Origin of the sequence: Winogradskyella luteola, assembly GCF_019203985.1 — a bacterium.
Lineage (GTDB): Bacteria > Bacteroidota > Bacteroidia > Flavobacteriales > Flavobacteriaceae > Winogradskyella > Winogradskyella luteola.
In genome coordinates this window covers 16557-31569 of record NZ_JAGSPD010000002.1, presented here as the reverse complement: position 1 = coordinate 31569, position 15013 = coordinate 16557, and the positions used below count along the sequence as shown (strand labels likewise).

At 34.9% G+C, this 15013-nt stretch carries 17 protein-coding genes; 6 read left to right on the top strand and 11 right to left on the bottom strand.

Annotation, left to right across the window (positions count from 1 at the left end; all coding sequences use genetic code 11):
* Window positions 1-59: 59 nt before the first annotated feature.
* The 6 genes from KCG49_RS02265 to KCG49_RS02240 all read right to left on the bottom strand — a co-directional run bounded on the left by KCG49_RS02265 (window position 60) and on the right by KCG49_RS02240 (window position 6404).
* On the bottom strand, window positions 60-1826 hold the full coding sequence (locus KCG49_RS02265; protein ID WP_218544566.1) for a sodium:solute symporter family protein: 1767 nt from the start codon (window positions 1824-1826) through the stop codon (window positions 60-62).
* Between the two features lie 24 nt (window positions 1827-1850).
* A complete protein-coding gene (locus tag KCG49_RS02260; protein ID WP_218544565.1) occupies window positions 1851-2111 on the bottom strand; it encodes a DUF4212 domain-containing protein in 261 nt (86 codons plus the stop codon).
* Window positions 2112-2123: 12 nt separating this feature from the next.
* Window positions 2124-3365 (bottom strand): hypothetical protein, encoded by a 1242-nt coding sequence (locus tag KCG49_RS02255; protein WP_218544564.1) that lies wholly within the window; start codon window positions 3363-3365, stop codon window positions 2124-2126.
* A gap of 211 nt (window positions 3366-3576) precedes the next feature.
* On the bottom strand, window positions 3577-3996 hold the full coding sequence (locus KCG49_RS02250; RefSeq protein ID WP_218544563.1) for an IS1/IS1595 family N-terminal zinc-binding domain-containing protein: 420 nt from the start codon (window positions 3994-3996) through the stop codon (window positions 3577-3579).
* Window positions 3997-4090: 94 nt separating this feature from the next.
* A complete protein-coding gene (locus KCG49_RS02245) occupies window positions 4091-5470 on the bottom strand; it encodes an alanine/glycine:cation symporter family protein (RefSeq protein WP_218544562.1) in 1380 nt (459 codons plus the stop codon).
* Between the two features lie 109 nt (window positions 5471-5579).
* Window positions 5580-6404: a hypothetical protein gene (locus KCG49_RS02240; protein WP_218544561.1), complete on the bottom strand. Its 825-nt coding sequence runs from the start codon at window positions 6402-6404 to the stop codon at window positions 5580-5582.
* A 427-nt stretch (window positions 6405-6831) separates the two neighbouring features.
* Here KCG49_RS02240 and KCG49_RS02235 point away from each other — a divergent pair, with 427 nt between their 5' ends.
* On the top strand, window positions 6832-7923 hold the full coding sequence (locus KCG49_RS02235; RefSeq protein ID WP_218544560.1) for a heparan-alpha-glucosaminide N-acetyltransferase domain-containing protein: 1092 nt from the start codon (window positions 6832-6834) through the stop codon (window positions 7921-7923).
* Here the strand turns inward: KCG49_RS02235 and KCG49_RS02230 are convergent.
* Window positions 7920-8843: a LysR family transcriptional regulator gene (locus tag KCG49_RS02230; protein WP_218544559.1), complete on the bottom strand. Its 924-nt coding sequence runs from the start codon at window positions 8841-8843 to the stop codon at window positions 7920-7922. The genes KCG49_RS02235 and KCG49_RS02230 overlap by 4 nt on opposite strands.
* Before the next feature lie 107 nt (window positions 8844-8950).
* On the opposite strand from KCG49_RS02230, the gene KCG49_RS02225 reads away from it, so the two are divergent.
* From KCG49_RS02225 to KCG49_RS02205, 5 genes are all read left to right on the top strand, one after another.
* Complete coding sequence (locus KCG49_RS02225; RefSeq protein WP_218544558.1) at window positions 8951-9178, top strand: hypothetical protein; 228 nt, start codon at window positions 8951-8953, stop codon at window positions 9176-9178.
* A 27-nt stretch (window positions 9179-9205) separates the two neighbouring features.
* Complete coding sequence (locus KCG49_RS02220) at window positions 9206-9517, top strand: hypothetical protein (protein WP_218544557.1); 312 nt, start codon at window positions 9206-9208, stop codon at window positions 9515-9517.
* Between the two features lie 57 nt (window positions 9518-9574).
* Window positions 9575-10537, top strand: coding sequence for a sodium-dependent bicarbonate transport family permease (locus tag KCG49_RS02215; protein ID WP_218544556.1), 963 nt, complete (start codon window positions 9575-9577; stop codon window positions 10535-10537).
* A 51-nt stretch (window positions 10538-10588) separates the two neighbouring features.
* On the top strand, window positions 10589-11041 hold the full coding sequence (locus KCG49_RS02210) for a hypothetical protein (protein ID WP_218544555.1): 453 nt from the start codon (window positions 10589-10591) through the stop codon (window positions 11039-11041).
* 128 nt (window positions 11042-11169) lie between these two features.
* Entirely contained in the window at window positions 11170-11643 is a 474-nt protein-coding gene (locus KCG49_RS02205) for a nuclear transport factor 2 family protein (protein ID WP_218544554.1), read from the top strand.
* A gap of 219 nt (window positions 11644-11862) precedes the next feature.
* On the opposite strand, the gene KCG49_RS02200 is transcribed toward KCG49_RS02205, so the two are convergent.
* The 4 genes from KCG49_RS02200 to kdsB are packed head-to-tail and all read right to left on the bottom strand — an operon-like array spanning window position 11863 to window position 14964.
* On the bottom strand, window positions 11863-12411 hold the full coding sequence (locus tag KCG49_RS02200; RefSeq protein ID WP_218544553.1) for a 1-acyl-sn-glycerol-3-phosphate acyltransferase: 549 nt from the start codon (window positions 12409-12411) through the stop codon (window positions 11863-11865).
* A 1-nt stretch (window position 12412) separates the two neighbouring features.
* Window positions 12413-13495: an iron-containing alcohol dehydrogenase family protein gene (locus KCG49_RS02195; RefSeq protein ID WP_256259835.1), complete on the bottom strand. Its 1083-nt coding sequence runs from the start codon at window positions 13493-13495 to the stop codon at window positions 12413-12415.
* Between the two features lie 36 nt (window positions 13496-13531).
* Entirely contained in the window at window positions 13532-14245 is a 714-nt protein-coding gene (locus tag KCG49_RS02190; RefSeq protein WP_218544552.1) for an HAD family hydrolase, read from the bottom strand.
* Complete coding sequence (gene kdsB, locus KCG49_RS02185) at window positions 14236-14964, bottom strand: 3-deoxy-manno-octulosonate cytidylyltransferase (protein ID WP_256259834.1); 729 nt, start codon at window positions 14962-14964, stop codon at window positions 14236-14238. Before kdsB ends, KCG49_RS02190 begins: the two co-directional genes overlap by 10 nt.
* Window positions 14965-15013 lie beyond the last annotated feature (49 nt).

Here is a 15013-nt window from a genome sequence, read left to right as displayed (position 1 = left end):
TACAAAAAACAGTGCTGTTTTTACACAACACTGTTTTTACTAACTAAAACATATCACACTTAGTGCGACTGTGCTTCTCCTGCTCCGGACGGTATTCGGATATTTTCCACAATTTCCTGAACATGTTGCGGTGGTGCAGCCGTTACCCTAGAAACTACCATAGAAATAACAACATTGACCAACATGGCTATGGTGCCGAAACCTTCGGGCGATGTGCCAAACCACCAATCCTCTTGTGTTCCGCCTCCAAAGAAATCGAGTTTAAACTTCATCATGTAAAATAGCATCAGCGTTATGCCCACTACCATACCTGCAATGGCTCCTTCTTTGTTCATGCGCTTATCAAAGATTCCTAAAATAATTGCAGGGAAAAAGGACGCTGCTGCCAATCCAAAGGCCAACGCGACTACAGCGGCGACAAATCCGGGCGGATTGATACCAAAGTAACCAGCAATCATTACCGCACCAACTATAGCAATACGTGCCCACATCAATTCACCCTTATCCGAAATGTCTGGTTTGATTTGTTTCTTAATTAAATCATGGGAAATTGAAGTAGAAATTACCAATAACAACCCTGCTGCAGTAGATAAAGCTGCTGCTAAACCACCAGCAGCCACAAGTGCAATAACCCAATTTGGCAGCTTTGCAATTTCAGGATTTGCCAATACCATTATATCTCTGTCAACATATAGCTCATTTGTTGCTGAGTTAGCGTTAGAAATTAAGCGCTCGCCATATTCTCCTCTTACGTCTGTATACACTGGTTTTTTACCTTCTATAGCACTACCCGCTACATACTGAATTTTGCCATCCCCATTTTTATCAGACCAAGCAATTAAGCCTGTATCTTCCCAATTTTTAAACCAACTAGGAACATCTGTGTACTTAGTGTCACTTACGGTTTCGATTAAATTAGTTCTTGCAAAAACTGCAATTGCTGGAGCTGTTGTGTACAGAATTGCAATAAGCAATAAAGCATAGCCAGCAGATTTACGTGCATCTTTTACCTTAGGTACCGTAAAGAAACGTACAATAACATGTGGTAGCCCTGCAGTTCCAACCATTAACGCAAGTGTTATGGCAAACACATCCCAAGTAGATTTGCTGCCATCTGTGTATTCTTTAAAACCCAGTTGGGTGTGAAGCTGATCTAACTTGTCGAGTAAATAGGTACCATCTTCAACGGTACCTCCCATTCCCAATTGTGGGATAACATTACCTGTCATTTGAATAGAGATAAAGAATGCTGGTACCATAAATGCAAAAATCAATACGCAATATTGCGCTACTTGCGTGTATGTGATGCCTTTCATACCACCTAAAAATGCAAATACCAATACAACAGCCATCCCAATGACAACACCTAATGTAATATCCACTTGCAAAAATTGTGAAAATACCACACCAACACCACGCATTTGGCCAGCCACATATGTAAATGAAACGATTAAAGCACAAATTACCGCTACGGTTCTTGCGACGTTTGAATAATAACGATCACCTATAAAATCTGGCACCGTAAATTTTCCAAATTTTCTGAGATAAGGAGCTAAAAGCAATGCCAAAAGTACATAGCCGCCTGTCCAGCCCATAAGATATACCGAGCCATCATAACCCGTAAATGAAATGATACCTGCCATTGATATAAATGAAGCGGCACTCATCCAATCAGCAGCCGTAGCCATACCATTTGCTAATGGCGAAACACCACCACCAGCAACATAAAAGTCTTTTGTTGAGCCTGCTCTAGCCCAAATTGCGATTCCGAAGTATAGTGCGAATGTCACACCTACTAATATCCATGTCCATACTTGTACACTCATAATATTTTTGATTTTAGTGGTTGACTATTCGTCGAAACCGTATTTTTTATCTAGTTTGTTCATAATGCGTACGTACACGAAGATTAATATGACGAATACATAGATTGAGCCTTGTTGCGCAAACCAAAAGCCGAGCTTAAAGCCTCCAAGTCTAATTTCATTTAAGGCATCTTTAAAAAGAATACCACAGCCATAGGATACGATGAACCAAATGGTCAATAAGATGGAAAGGTATTTGACATTTTCTTTCCAATATGCTGATGCGTGTTTTTGTTTTTCTGACATAATTATTAATTTTTACAGATATATCATCGCTTGAAGCGTAACAGTTCCAACACCATCGTTGTCGCCGTATTTCGTGTTCTGATATTCCAAGGTTAGTTTTGAGTGGTGACCACTGAAGTAAACGTTACCACCAATTCCGAATTGGTTGGCACTATCATCTATAGCATCTATACTTCTATTGGTATAATGCAAATAAGGTTGAAACTTTGTTTTGTTTCCGCCTGGAAGCACGTAGCCTACATGTGCATGTAGCATAGAACCTGTTTCATAGGTTTGACCCAGTGTAAAATCTTCGCCATAATCATTGAACTGCGCTAAAGCATAAGCCGTTATTGCAGATCCATTATCCCCAAGTGGAGCATCATAAAAAGCGTCTACCGCAAAGATTGAAACATCTTCTCCAGAAAGCTCACCAGAGCTATCAGCTGAAACAGAGCCTTTAGGATGCAAAAAGAAACCAGCACCCACATTAAACACTTTTTTACCACCAAGGTATGTTCCGACTTTATAAGGTAAAAAGTTTGACTCTTGATCCAAGAAGTTATAATCGAAGTAACCTGCATAAACCCTACCGGCATCTTTAGAACCCAGCAATCTTCTACCAGAATAAATAGCCGCCCCACCATTAATTGGTGTTGCAGAACTTTGTAGATTATCAGTTAAGGCATCGTTTACAGAAACTCTGTACTGAAGTTTACCGAATTTACCTTTTAAATAAACCCCCATGTGACGTGCAAACTGATCGGATAGACCAATTGTAGCCCAAGCCTGACGGGTATTGTCCAAGGTCATCATATTAAGTGTACTCTGGTTGTTGGCACGAGATATACCATTCCAATAGTGCAAACCACCACCTATGGCGTGGTCGTTACTTAATCGGTATTGTCCCCAAACATCATGAAAGAACAATTGTGATCTATCTCCAGTTCCTATGGCAGACATGTTATCTGCATTTAAGCTGTTGAGTCCAAAATGTGTAAGGATTAAAAAATCTTTGTTTAGTTGCGCATACATTAAAACACGAGCGCGTCTTATACTAAAGTTAGTGTCGCTCTGATCGTTGCCGTTTTCATCTGCAGGACGGTCAGAATTGTGTTGTGCCCAAAATTGAGCCCAAGAGATGATACGAAAATACTTTGTACCGTCTTCATTTAGTTTTACCTTCATACCTCCTGTGTAATCAGGGGCACCTTGGGCAAAAAAAAGCTGACAAGAAAAGAATAATCCTATCAGCATGAGACCTGTTTTCTTCATAAAAATTAGAGATTTAGTTAGTTAAACATTGGTTTTGTGTGCACTACTAAACTCTAAAAAAGTAAGCCTTAAAAAAAAGTTAATATATTTTTTTGTTAAATTATTATAGTTTTGATCTATAAACTCTAAAGAATCAATTTAAAAACTGATGCAGAACTCAAGGTAAAATGAAGCAGGTAACAGAAGCAATAACAGTGATTAGCCAATATGACTAATCCCTAAAACGTTCCCATTTAATTAGCATGAACTTATCGCCAAGTTCTGTAACCAAAGCTCCAGCTCCTGATAAATTTTCAGCATTTGAAAAGAAACGAGAAAGCTCTTCAGCATTTAAAATTTTATACGTGGGGTGATACTTTGAGTTGTATGGCCGCTTAATATTATATTTTTTCACCCAGTTCATAATGCTAACATGAGAGACTCCCAGAATTCGTTCAATCTCACGATAGGTTAGACCTTCTAAATATAACTGCAAAGCCTTATTAACATAATAATCATCAATTTTCTTGCCCAGCTTGTTAACGGTGAAATAATAGTTACAGGATTTACACTTGTAACGCTGCCTATCATTCACTATACCACTCTTTATATAGTCTTCTGAATTACAATTAGGGCAAAGATCAATCTTCATATATATTAATTTAGCATAAATATATCAATTTAGCATAATATATACAAATGAAGTCGTTTTGTTTGATTAATAGTTAAAACCTGCTAAACAAAATCTAGTTATTGTTTTTAAGCTTTTGAAAATAAATCCTAGAAACTTTAATGACTTTTGGAGCTAAAATTATTGTAGCGGTCATTGTTGGAACTGCCATCATTGCAAAAACACCATCAATGAGATTAATCATCATGCTGAGGCTAGTTGTAGCACCAATCAAAATACTTAGAATATAGAAATAGTTATAGTAGTGCTTCTTATCTGCACCAAAAAGGAACGACATGCATTTTGTGCCATAATACGAATATGAAAATAAAGAACTCATACTAAATACCGCAATGCAGATCAATAAAGCGTATTTACCAAAAGAAGGCATAACGCTTCCGAATGCAGAAGCCGTAAGACTCACACCATTATCTGAAGTAGTTTCCCATACACCAGTAACTAAAATAGCCAATGCCGTTAATGTACATACTATTAAAGTATCTATCGCAGGTCCCAACATTGCCACCAAACCTTCTCTTACGGGTTCGTCTGTTTTTGCAGCACCATGTGCCATTGGTGCGGTGCCAATACCAGCTTCGTTAGAAAACGCACCACGCTTTACACCATGTAATATCAAGGCTCCAAGAACTCCCCCAAAAATAGTATCATCTTTTTGATAATAGTTCGCCGCAAATGCATCCGTAATTATAAGTTCTAAATAATGTAGTAGAACATCATTATGGGCCACTAAAATTATGATGACCAAAACAAAGTAAAGAACAACCATACTAGGTACTAAGCGTGATGCTACATTACCAATACGTTTTATTCCGCCTAAAATAACTATAGCCGTTACACTTATCAATACTAAACCTATACAAAGATTAGATGTAAAGCTTACTTCAAAACCATTGGGTATTAGTAAAATATCATTTAAAGCTTGGGTTAATTGATTAACATTAAATACAGGCAACGCACCAATTAACCCACAAATACTAAAGCATATGGCTAAAGGTTTCCATGTTTTACCCAACCCTTCCGTAATAAAATACATTGGTCCTCCTTGAATTTCACCAGCACTATCTTTTCCCCTGTATAGTATTGCTAATGTGGAGGTAAAAAATTTAGTGGACATACCAACGACTGCACTTATCCACATCCAAAATACCGCTCCAGGACCACCTATAGATATAGCCACAGCCACACCAGCAATATTGCCCATGCCAACAGTTGCAGATAAAGCTGTAGTTAAAGCTTGAAAGTGTGAAATCTGCCCTGGATCATTTGGGTCATCGTATTTTCCTCTCAATACAGAAATGGCGTGCCCCAAATATCGAAATGGCAAAAACCGAGAACGAATAAGTAAGTATAACCCACCACCAATGAACAATATCATGAATGGGAAACTCCAAGCTAAAGCAGAAAAGTCTTTGAGCAGTTGATTAAGAAACTCCATAGGTTATAAATGTACTAAACCCATGAAACTTATGATAATTTTATAGCAGTTTTAAAAAATTGAAAAGTGAATTATAGCTTTCTATTTAGTCTTCATTAGTTCATTTAAGCTAAGACACAAGCCGTCTTACCATTGGCTCATGTTTTTTTTTCTCCACAAGACCAGCAGTAAGTTGATTATAAGCTTCGTCTATAGAATCGTTTTTATAAATAAATTGCTTCTTTTTATTTTCTCTTTTCCAGCTATCCTTAACGGCAGCTTTCTCGTCTATTAATTCCTCTACCTTGGGTATACTATCGCCGATATCTTTTAAATCAATGTAGGTTACGTTTTTTAGCAATTTAGTTTTTTCAGTAAAATCAAAATAAAACTTAATCAGTTTATCTATAATTTCTTGATTCTCTTTATTGTCCTTCTTAAAATCAAAAGCACGTAAATCTACACCTACTTTATGTTTCCAAAAGAATTCGAGAGGTATATCGAAATGAAACTTTAGCATGTTGGTTTTATTCCAATAGTTAATTACTGAAGTTATCCATGATGAAGGAGATCTCAAAACACATATATATTCTAAATCCTTGGCAACTTTATTGTTTGCCATCTCTTCAATATAAGCACTCCACGATCCAGAACATTCTAGTTTTAAGTCCAAGTAATTTAATCGTTTGGCAAAATACTTGTCGAAATCCCTATCCAAGACTTTGTAAGATGTATAATGTATGGGTTCGTGTTGAGATATTTCTGGGTTAAAAGAACTTGATAAATACGTAGTGCCGGTTTTGTAGGGAGAAATACAATAAACAGTCTTTCGGTTGGCTTTTTTTGAATTAGAAAACATCATTTTCAGTACTATTAGCCTACTTTCAATATCCCTTATGAGTCTGCCCAAGCGACTTTTAAGCAAAGAGAATTTAAATTTATCAGAAATGGTCATGGTTCGATTTGGTTTAATTGTTTTATCATTATCAGCGCATGCTTATATTGTACTGTAGGTGTTTTAGATTTTTGATACAAATAATACATAACACAATGAATTCACTATTATACAAATTGCAATAATAGACCGACAAATAATTAAAAATACCTCAGTTAGCATTATTTATTCGATTAAAGTCATTGATTAAGAGCTATATGGCGATATTCTTAGTAAGAATATGTAATAATTACTAAGATTTTTTCTTATAATCGTTATGCATTTTTTTAGATTTTGATAAAGAAAACCATAGATGTCTATGCAAAAAGATTGAAGTATAACATGCCTTTTTAATGAAAATAGCATTAGTATTTACAAATAGAATTAAGACTTCTTCTAAATATTTATGCTCTAAAGAGTACATTTGTATACCAACCCATTCTCTAAATTGAATAAAAAACGTCTATATTTTATTGATGCAATCCGAGCATTTGCCATATTAATGATGCTGCAAGGGCACTTTATAGATACCTTATTGGATGTATCTTACAGAGACGAATCCAAAACTATTTTTTGGATATGGAAGTATTTTAGAGGAATTACAGCTCCAACATTTTTTACTATTTCTGGACTTATATTTTCTTACTTATTAATACGTGCAAAAAATAACGGAAACCTACAGCAACGTATGCGTAAAGGTCTTAATAGAGGCTTAATGCTCATAGGCATAGGTTACTTATTGCGTGTGCCCATTTTTAAGTGGTTAATTGGAAAGTTTAGTAGCTATTTCTTAATTGTAGATGTGCTACAATGCATAGGTATATCATTAATAATAATTGTAATTATTTATAAACTAACATTAAAGAAAACCTTGGTGTTTTCAATCTTAATGCTAGTGCTTGGTTTATCAATTTTTTTGACCGAACCATTATATAGATATTTAGAATACCCAAACGTACCAGTGTTGTTTTCAAATTATTTAACTAAAGCAAACGGTTCTGTATTTACCATTTTACCATGGCTTGGCTATATGGCTTTTGGGGCGTTTATATCTACTTTATTTTATAGATATTTAGAGAGACCACGTTTTAAATTGGCTATTGTCATTGGTTTTTTTGTCTGTGGTTTGTTTTTAATTTTTAAATCGTCTTGGCTATTTAATCAGCTCTATTATTTGCTTAATGTTAAGCTTTTTGAGGATGTTGCTTATTACAACTATCTATTTATTAGACTTGGCAATGTTTTAATCTTATTTTCTGTATTCTATCTCCTGGAGAAGTACATCAAACAACCTTTAATCTTACGGATAGGACAAAAGACGCTATCCATATACGTGATTCATTTCATAGTCATCTACGGCAGTTTCACTGGTATTGGCTTGCATCAACTTGTAGGAAAAACGCTTACTCCTTGGCAGGCATTAATTGGTGCTTTAACATTTCTCACAACTGTATGCTTTATTTCGTTTTACTATGCTAGGACGAATGCATTTGTGTATTCCGGTATACGTAAAATTATAGATAAGATTAAGCGTATTTAATACTCTTCATACCAGTCGAAATTTTCTTTAATAATCCTATCTTTTTCAAATTTTAAAAACTCTAAATAAGCCATGGCAACTGGTGAGAGGTTTTTTGATTTTTGCCATACCAAATTCCAGTTGGTCACTATTGGCAGATCTTTAAACGGAATAATTTGCAGATCGTTATTTTTAAGTTCGTTTTTAATACCTATTAACGGCATTATAGAAAGCCCAAGTCCAGCTACGATAGCTTGTTTTAAAGCTTCGTTGGAAGTGAGTTGCATTTTTTTTCGGGTTGAAATATCGTGACTTGCAATATAAGCTTCCATGGCATTTCTGGTTGCAGATCCGTCTTCTCTATAAATCAATGGAAAAGTTTCAAATAGCTTCTTGGGAGATGTCTTTTTATTTAGTTTTAAATTGGTACCACCCACTAGAAATAACTTATTTTCCATAAGCTCAATGCGGTCTAAATTCAATTGGTTAGGCACTACAGAAACTAAGGCAAAATCTACTTCGTTTTTCTCAAGGCTGTTTACAACACTTCCTTTGTTAGTAACATCCATTACCAAATCAACCCCTTTATTTTTATTTATAAAATCTGATAAAAAATAAGGCATAACATACTTTCCTGTAGAAACAACCGAAATTTTTAAGCGTCCTGCTACCTGGCCTTTAAATGACATCGTTTTGTAGTTAATGGCCTGAACTTCATTAAGTATTTTCTCTGCCGCTTCTGCTATTTCCCAACCAAAATCTGTAACGTAAAGCTGCCTGCCGACAACTTCGGTCAATGGTATTGAAAACTGATCTTGAAACTTTTTTAACTGGATTGAAACTGCAGGTTGACTCAAAAATAACGCTTCCGATGCTTTGGTAATACTCTTTAACTGCGTGATTTTCAAGAAGATTTGTAGTTGATGCAAAGTATAGTTCATAAATAATATTTATATGTATGATAAAAAATATATATAAAAATAAATAAATTTTTTGTTTCAACTTTGCACTGTGAATAAATTATAATAATTAATAATACAATTTAAATATGGCTAGATTAGAATCTAATACTACAATCAAAAGATTAAGAGATACAGACTCTGAGCAATCTACTTTAAGAAATAAGGTTTGGGCAGCATTAACTTTGTTAGGAGTTTCGGGTTTACTCACACTTTCTTACATGAATGACAACGTTTTTATAGAACATATTGCTATATGTGCTTTTATAATTATGTGCATCGCAATCATTAAACTAATGGAAACTAATCAAAGATAAAACAACATTTATTAAAACTATAGAATTATGAAAAATACTGTAAAGCAAGTCGAAAAAAAGACCGAACAAAAAATTAATCTAGTTGAGGGTATGTTTAAGCCTTCTGAGGCCTCTCACATTATAAATGCTCTGATAGATCAAAAAATAAACTATCACAAAATACAGCGTCTAAGTCTGTGTGAAGGTAATGAAAACTGTGACACTACTTACGAAAATTCACGTATACAAGAATTAAAGCAGGAAAAAGAAGTAGCCAAAGGGTATATTGATACTGCACGACGTGAAAACTACGAAATCGTTATTAACGGTACTTTAGACATTACGTTTATTAAAAAGTAAGAATCAGAAGCTTACTTAATATCTAACCAACCCTATTACAATCTAGACTTATAACATATGGATTTACATTTGTTAGTTGATAATTTAACTAACCCAGCCCTCCTGTTTTTTTTTCTGGGTATTATCGCAGTACAACTTAAGAGTGATTTAGAAATCCCCCCCAATTCCTCAAAATTTATTTCCCTTTATCTACTATTATCAATAGGATTTAAAGGTGGGCAAGAGCTTTCTCATAGCGACCTAAATTTAGAAATTTTATGGTCGCTTTTATTTGGGATTTTACTGGCAGTCGTAGTACCGATTTATTCATACTACATTTTGAGAAGAAAATTTAGTGTCGCAAATGCAGGGGCCATTGCTGCGGCTTACGGTTCTGTTAGTGCTGTAACATTTGTAACGGCCATTTCCTTTTTAGAAATTGAGCAAATAACGTTTGGTGGCCATATGGTGGCTGTTATGGCATTGATGGAAGCCCCATCTATTATCGTTGGGCTACTTTTAATATCAATATACGACAAAGACAATCCTGTTAAAATATCTATGGGCAAGGTTGCCAAACACGCACTCACCAACGGAAGTGTATTACTAATTTTAGGGAGCTTAGTTGTTGGCTTTTTAGCAAGTGAAGAACAAGCGCAAGGTATTAAGCCATTTACAACCGACCTCTTTAAAGGATTCTTGGCTGTCTTCTTACTGGATATGGGAATCACTAGCGGAAAAAAGCTGGGTGCCTTTCTCAAAAAAGGTTGGTTTGCACTTGTATTTGCCATAGTGGTACCAATTATTAACGGTATTGCCGTTGCTTTTATAAGCTCAACATTTACGGAAAGTGTTGGTAATCGATTGCTTTTTGCCATATTAGCCGCTAGTGCATCTTACATCGCTGTACCGGCTGCAATGCGCCTGGCTGTACCAAAGGCGAATCCGAGTTTGTATTTGCCAATGGCATTGGCAATTACGTTTCCATTTAACATTACTCTGGGAATGCCCTTATATTTATGTGTCATTCAAATGTGCTGATCTTATTGATTTTTAATGTATTTTTATAATGCATTATTAGCATATTAAAAAATGAAATTAAATATATGGATCCTGTGCATGATATGTTTAGTATTGGTATCATGCAATGGAGTAGCCAATAAAACCAAGGAAGGTATTAACAAAGGTGGCGAAGTTGTAGGCGAAACCGCTACTGAATTTTTTGAAGGTGTTTCTGAAGGCGTAGATAAAACACTTGAATGTGAAATTGTGCTGTCCGAAAACCTTTTAATCAAAGGTTTGAAAAATGGTATTTACAATATTGAAAATCAACCTATTGGAAAGAACAATAAATTAACAATATATCTTATCTTCAATGAAGATTTTGATAGTGATGTTACAGCAAAAGCCTATAACAAAAACGGTCTTGAAATCGGTAGAGCAAAAGCAAATGTTAGTGGCAAAAAAGATGATGCTGGTTATTTTGATTTTAAATTTGATGATCGTACAGATATAGGTTTTAGAAATAAAATTATTTTGGAATAAAAAAGGCTTCCCTCAAAGGAAGTCTTTTGCTTTTATAGCTAACCACTGATTTAACCCTAATATAATTGATGAATTACAGAAATTATCTGCATTGCTCTATGACTTTATAATTTCAAATTTATTTTAAGATGAAGAATATTATTATCAATTTTTACAAAGCATTTAATGATTTAGATGCCAATACAATGACTTCTTATTACCATGATGATATAATCTTTGAGGATCCTGCGTTTGGGGTGTTAAAGGGAATTAGAGCTAAAGCCATGTGGCAAATGCTTTGCGAATCACAAAATGGAAAAGACTTTAAAATCGAGGTTTCAAATATTGAAGCCAATGAAAATGAGGGTTCTGCTCACTGGGAAGCTTTTTATACTTTCAGCAAAACAGGTAGGGAAGTGCATAATAAAATCGATGCGGAATTTAAATTTAAAGATGGTCTAATTATTAGTCATATTGATAGTTTCAATCTACATAGCTGGTCTAAACAAGCTCTTGGTTTTAAAGGCATGGTTTTGGGCAGAACACGTTATTTTAAAAATAAACTAAGGTCACAAACCAACAGACTATTGAACATGTACATAGAAAAAAAGCTATCTAGTTAATGCTGAGATAGCTTTTTTTATAATTGCAATGTTTCTTTTTAGGGACTTATAAGTTTACTTTATGTTTCATTGCATTTAGATTAAATACAATTCTTATGCCAAGAGTTGTTCTATAAATTTAAGCTATTAGCAAGCGATGGAAAATTTATTCTCTTTATCCGCAAAAAAGTACGATGAGATAAGCGGAAACACTATAACAGGAAAAAACCATCGGTTAAATCAACTGTAAGCTTTCACTTTGCCTTCTACTCCTTTATAAAATGCTTTCATAAATTTAAAATCAGCTTCCTTATTATCCGTTATATAAAACGGTTCGGATACCTTATTTTGTTTATTCTTAAAATCTAGCGTAAACATAATAATAGGCACATTGGCTGCTTTAGCAATATAGTAAAAACCCGTTTTCCATTCTTCTACCTTTTTACGTGTGCCTTCTGGCGCTAAGGTAAGTCTGAATTCTTCTTCACCATCAAATAATTTAGCAATGGCTTCTACTTTGTTCTGCCCAGAGGTTCTGTCTAAAGACTTTCCTCCCACTGCCCTAAAATAATAGCCAAAAGGCCAGATAAATAATTCTTTTTTTCCGACAAAATTAGTTTTAACTCTTGTGACTTTTCGCAATAGAATACCGATGTAGAAATCGTGCCAACTCGTGTGTGGTACAGCAATAAATACAGCCTTTTTAATTGTGTCTTTTGAAAAATTTGTATTTCCTACAATTTTCCAACCCAGAAGTCTAAAGTAAATGAATTTAGCTAACCAGTGCATCTTACATCTTTTGGTAGAGCTCTAGCAATTTTTGACGTGTAATTACAGATTTCCAGTTCTTTCCGATAGCATTTTCCCACAGAGGCTCTAAGCTCAGGGCAACATCTATCATAGCATCAAATTGATGGCCATCTAAATCTGCACATAGGCCTTGAGGTAGCTGAATGTTATGCTTAGCTTTCATTGCCTTAAACATGGCTACTCCCTCTGGATAATATTCTTCCAAATGATCAAAAACAATACAGTTGCCAATACCGTGTTTTATTCCCAATAAATACCCTAAGCCATAACTCATAGCATGTGCAACACCTACTTGCGAATAGGCTATACTCATTCCACCATGCCAAGATGCCATCATCAATTTATCTTGCGCATCTTCTTTCGTTAAGGTATCTTCAAGAAAAATTTCTTTACACAGCTCAAATGCCTTTTCTCCATAACTCTGACTAAATGCATTTAAAAATGTACCATTAAGCGATTCTATACAATGTACAAAACAATCCATACCAGTATAAAACCATTGATCTTTTGGCACATCTTTAGTCAATTCAGGATCCAGAATAACCTGATCGAAAGGCGTATAATCACTATTGATTCCTAATTTACGTTCTGGCCCTGTTAATATTGTGGTACGAGACACTTCAGCCCCTGTACCAGAAATTGTAGGTATGCCCACATGATATATACCATGGTGTTTAACTAAATCCCAACCTTGATAATCCTTAGATTCACCTTTATTGGTCAACATTAACGATACTGCCTTAGCAATATCCATAACTATTCCTCCGCCAATACCTATAATACCAGATGGCAATTCGCTATGCTCTAGTATAATATCTTCGACCAATTGGTCAATTTGTGAAGTTTTTGGTTCTTCCTTGGTTGGCACGTAAATGATTTTATCCTTGTAAGACAAAGTTATTCTCGAAGTTAACCAATGATTGCCCTTAAAAACATCATCAACATAAAATATAAATGGTGCATTACGTCCCTTACGCTTAGGTGCGAGTATTTCATCTAATTGATTGAAACTGCCGCGCCCGAATACAACTCTGGACACCATTGGATAATTCTTATATATCATTTACTCAGTAATCTTTAACAAAAATAAAAACTTAGTTTATTTATTAGTTTTAAAATAATTTAAAATTTCATTTAAATTTTTTACGGTTCTATATTCTGCGCCATTTGTATCTTTTTTAGTCACCCTTTCGTGCTGCCAAGTAGTATGAAATGGCACATGGATAGCTTTAGCACCAATATTTACTAATGGCAAAATATCGGATTTTAATGAGTTACCTACCATTAAAAATTCTGATGGCTTTATATCTAAATGCTTTAGAAGCTTCTTGTAATTGGCTTCTTGTTTTTCACTTAGTACCTCAATGTGATGAAAATACTGTAATAAACCCGATTTTTCTAACTTCCGTTCTTGATCCAACAAATCTCCTTTGGTCGCAACTATTAATCTGTAATCCTTTGACAAAGTACTCAAGACATCCTCTACACCATCGAGCAACTCTATGGGCTTATTAATCATGTCCTTACCTATTTGAAGCATCTTTCCAATGATAGCATTGGAAACTGTTCCGTTGGATAATTCTAACGCCAACTCTACCATAGAAAGTACAAACCCTTTAACGCCATATCCATAAGTTGGTAGGTTTTTTATTTCCATCCTAAACAACTCTTGGTCTATTTTATTTGGTGTTTCATAATGTGACAATAGTTGACCTACTTCCTCCTCTGCTTCACGAAAATAGGTTTCATTGACCCAAAGCGTATCGTCTGCATCAAAGCCAATCACCTTTACATTTTTGTAATTCACTTCCATAAACGCTTTGCTCTTTCTAAATCTTCAGGCGTGTCTATTTCTACACCTTGTACTTCTGTTTCCACCATTTTTATACGTTTACCATATTCTAAGTAACGAATACATTCAATTTTCTCAGTGGCTTCAATAAACTGCATTGGCAATACAGCAAAATCCAGCAAAGCTTCTTTTCTAAAAGCATATATGCCTTTGTGCTTAAAATAACGTGCGCCAGCTTCCTTGTCTCTTGGAAATGGAATTGGGCTGCGTGAAAAGTATAACGCAAAATTATTTTGATCTACAATGACCTTAACTGTATTGGGATTGTTGATTTCCTCCCAATCTGTAATTTCTACCATTAAAGAAGCCAAATCGATTTCTTTTTTGACATCATCCTTAAAGACTTCCAAAACTTTATATAAACTTTCACGTTCTGTAAACGGTTCATCACCTTGTACATTTACAACAATATCACAATCTACATCGGCAACGGCTTCAGCAATCCTATCACTACCCGATTCATGTTCAGTTTTACTCATTATGGCCTTACCTCCATTATTTGCAATTTCATCATAAATAATTTTACTATCTGTAACCACATAGACTTCACTGAAAAGTTCTGTGGCTACGGTGGCTTCGTAAGTCCTTAGAATAACAGATTTACCTGCTAGGTTCTGCATGAGCTTACCTGGAAAACGTGATGCACTGTAGCGTGCAGGTATCATGGATATAATCTTCATGTATTTAGTTTAGACCATCTCAAAAATACGGTTTTAGGATGATTTATAG

What these genes read in the sequence shown, in the direction of transcription:
- KCG49_RS02190 (WP_218544552.1), bottom strand. Translation starts at nt 14,245, where the DNA reads ATGGAAGTGAATTACAAAAATGTAAAGGTGATTGGCTTTGATGCAGAC.
- KCG49_RS02250 (WP_218544563.1), bottom strand. Translation starts at nt 3,996, where the DNA reads ATGAAGATTGATCTTTGCCCTAATTGTAATTCAGAAGACTATATAAAG.
- KCG49_RS02245 (WP_218544562.1), bottom strand. Translation starts at nt 5,470, where the DNA reads ATGGAGTTTCTTAATCAACTGCTCAAAGACTTTTCTGCTTTAGCTTGG.
- KCG49_RS02225 (WP_218544558.1), top strand. Translation starts at nt 8,951, where the DNA reads ATGGCTAGATTAGAATCTAATACTACAATCAAAAGATTAAGAGATACA.
- KCG49_RS02230 (WP_218544559.1), bottom strand. Translation starts at nt 8,843, where the DNA reads ATGAACTATACTTTGCATCAACTACAAATCTTCTTGAAAATCACGCAG.
- KCG49_RS02200 (WP_218544553.1), bottom strand. Translation starts at nt 12,411, where the DNA reads ATGCACTGGTTAGCTAAATTCATTTACTTTAGACTTCTGGGTTGGAAA.
- KCG49_RS02195 (WP_256259835.1), bottom strand. Translation starts at nt 13,495, where the DNA reads ATGATATATAAGAATTATCCAATGGTGTCCAGAGTTGTATTCGGGCGC.
- KCG49_RS02255 (WP_218544564.1), bottom strand. Translation starts at nt 3,365, where the DNA reads ATGAAGAAAACAGGTCTCATGCTGATAGGATTATTCTTTTCTTGTCAG.
- KCG49_RS02215 (WP_218544556.1), top strand. Translation starts at nt 9,575, where the DNA reads ATGGATTTACATTTGTTAGTTGATAATTTAACTAACCCAGCCCTCCTG.
- KCG49_RS02205 (WP_218544554.1), top strand. Translation starts at nt 11,170, where the DNA reads ATGAAGAATATTATTATCAATTTTTACAAAGCATTTAATGATTTAGAT.
- KCG49_RS02265 (WP_218544566.1), bottom strand. Translation starts at nt 1,826, where the DNA reads ATGAGTGTACAAGTATGGACATGGATATTAGTAGGTGTGACATTCGCA.
- KCG49_RS02210 (WP_218544555.1), top strand. Translation starts at nt 10,589, where the DNA reads ATGAAATTAAATATATGGATCCTGTGCATGATATGTTTAGTATTGGTA.
- KCG49_RS02260 (WP_218544565.1), bottom strand. Translation starts at nt 2,111, where the DNA reads ATGTCAGAAAAACAAAAACACGCATCAGCATATTGGAAAGAAAATGTC.
- KCG49_RS02240 (WP_218544561.1), bottom strand. Translation starts at nt 6,404, where the DNA reads ATGACCATTTCTGATAAATTTAAATTCTCTTTGCTTAAAAGTCGCTTG.
- KCG49_RS02220 (WP_218544557.1), top strand. Translation starts at nt 9,206, where the DNA reads ATGAAAAATACTGTAAAGCAAGTCGAAAAAAAGACCGAACAAAAAATT.
- kdsB (WP_256259834.1), bottom strand. Translation starts at nt 14,964, where the DNA reads ATGAAGATTATATCCATGATACCTGCACGCTACAGTGCATCACGTTTT.